The sequence below is a fragment of the Paracoccus sp. S4493 genome (assembly GCF_000967735.1).
GTDB lineage: Bacteria > Pseudomonadota > Alphaproteobacteria > Rhodobacterales > Rhodobacteraceae > Paracoccus > Paracoccus marcusii.
In genome coordinates this window covers 1-729 of sequence record NZ_JXYF01000302.1, presented here as the reverse complement: position 1 = coordinate 729, position 729 = coordinate 1, and the positions used below count along the sequence as shown (strand labels likewise).

The following is a 729-nucleotide window of genomic DNA, read 5'->3' as shown; positions in this document are numbered from 1 at the left end:
TGGCCGATGCGGTGGTGCGCGCCACCGATCCGCTGCGCGCGCCGCTGACGGCTGAAGAAGTCGCGCGGCGGCGCCCCGACAGCCTGACCCCGCGCCAGCGCGCCCTGCTGGACCGGTGGGGCTATCCCTTCGTGATGGAGGAGTTCCGGTTTCACCTGACCCTGACCGACCGGCTGTCCGCCGCGGAACGACCCGCGGTGCAGGCCGCGGTTCAGGCCTGGCTGGGCCCTGTCCTGCCGCGGCCTTTCGTGATCGCCGACCTGTGCCTGGTGGCCCAGGATGCGCAGGACCGGTTCCACCTGCGTCATCGCGCGCCCCTATCGGGCTGAAGCGCGGCCAGAAGGCGCGCGGTCCCCTGCGCAAGGCAGGCATCGTTGCACACGGTCAGGTGGGCGATGCCCGGCGGCATGGCGAAGGCGGCGCGGCGCAGGCGAGCAGCGATGTCGGCCGACCCCTCGCGGCCGCGGTCGGCCAGGCGGCGCGCCAGCACCTCCGCCGGGGCGGTGATCAGGATCACCCGCAGGTCGGGCAGCCGGGCCAGCGCCTGCGGCAGGGCCGCGCGGCTGCCGTTGAAGATCACCGACGGCCCAGTCAGCTGATCGTGCGGGATGCCGTAGCACAGGCCATGCGCCCGCCAGTCCAGCGCGAAATGCCCGCCGTCGCGCAGGGCCGCGAAGCGTGCCGGGGTGACGCCATCGAAATCCTCTCCTCCGGCGTCGGAGGGGCGGG

At 74.1% G+C, this 729-nt stretch carries 2 protein-coding genes; one reads left to right on the top strand and one right to left on the bottom strand.

What is annotated here, in order from left to right; translation table 11 throughout:
- The coding region (locus TW83_RS17310; RefSeq protein WP_045984032.1) for a DUF1045 domain-containing protein at window positions 1–329 on the top strand (329 nt) is incomplete at its 5' end.
- On the opposite strand, the gene TW83_RS21355 is transcribed toward TW83_RS17310, so the two are convergent.
- On the bottom strand, window positions 305–729 hold a 425-nt coding region (locus tag TW83_RS21355), incomplete at its 5' end, for a ribose-phosphate pyrophosphokinase (RefSeq protein WP_045984031.1). The genes TW83_RS17310 and TW83_RS21355 overlap by 25 nt on opposite strands.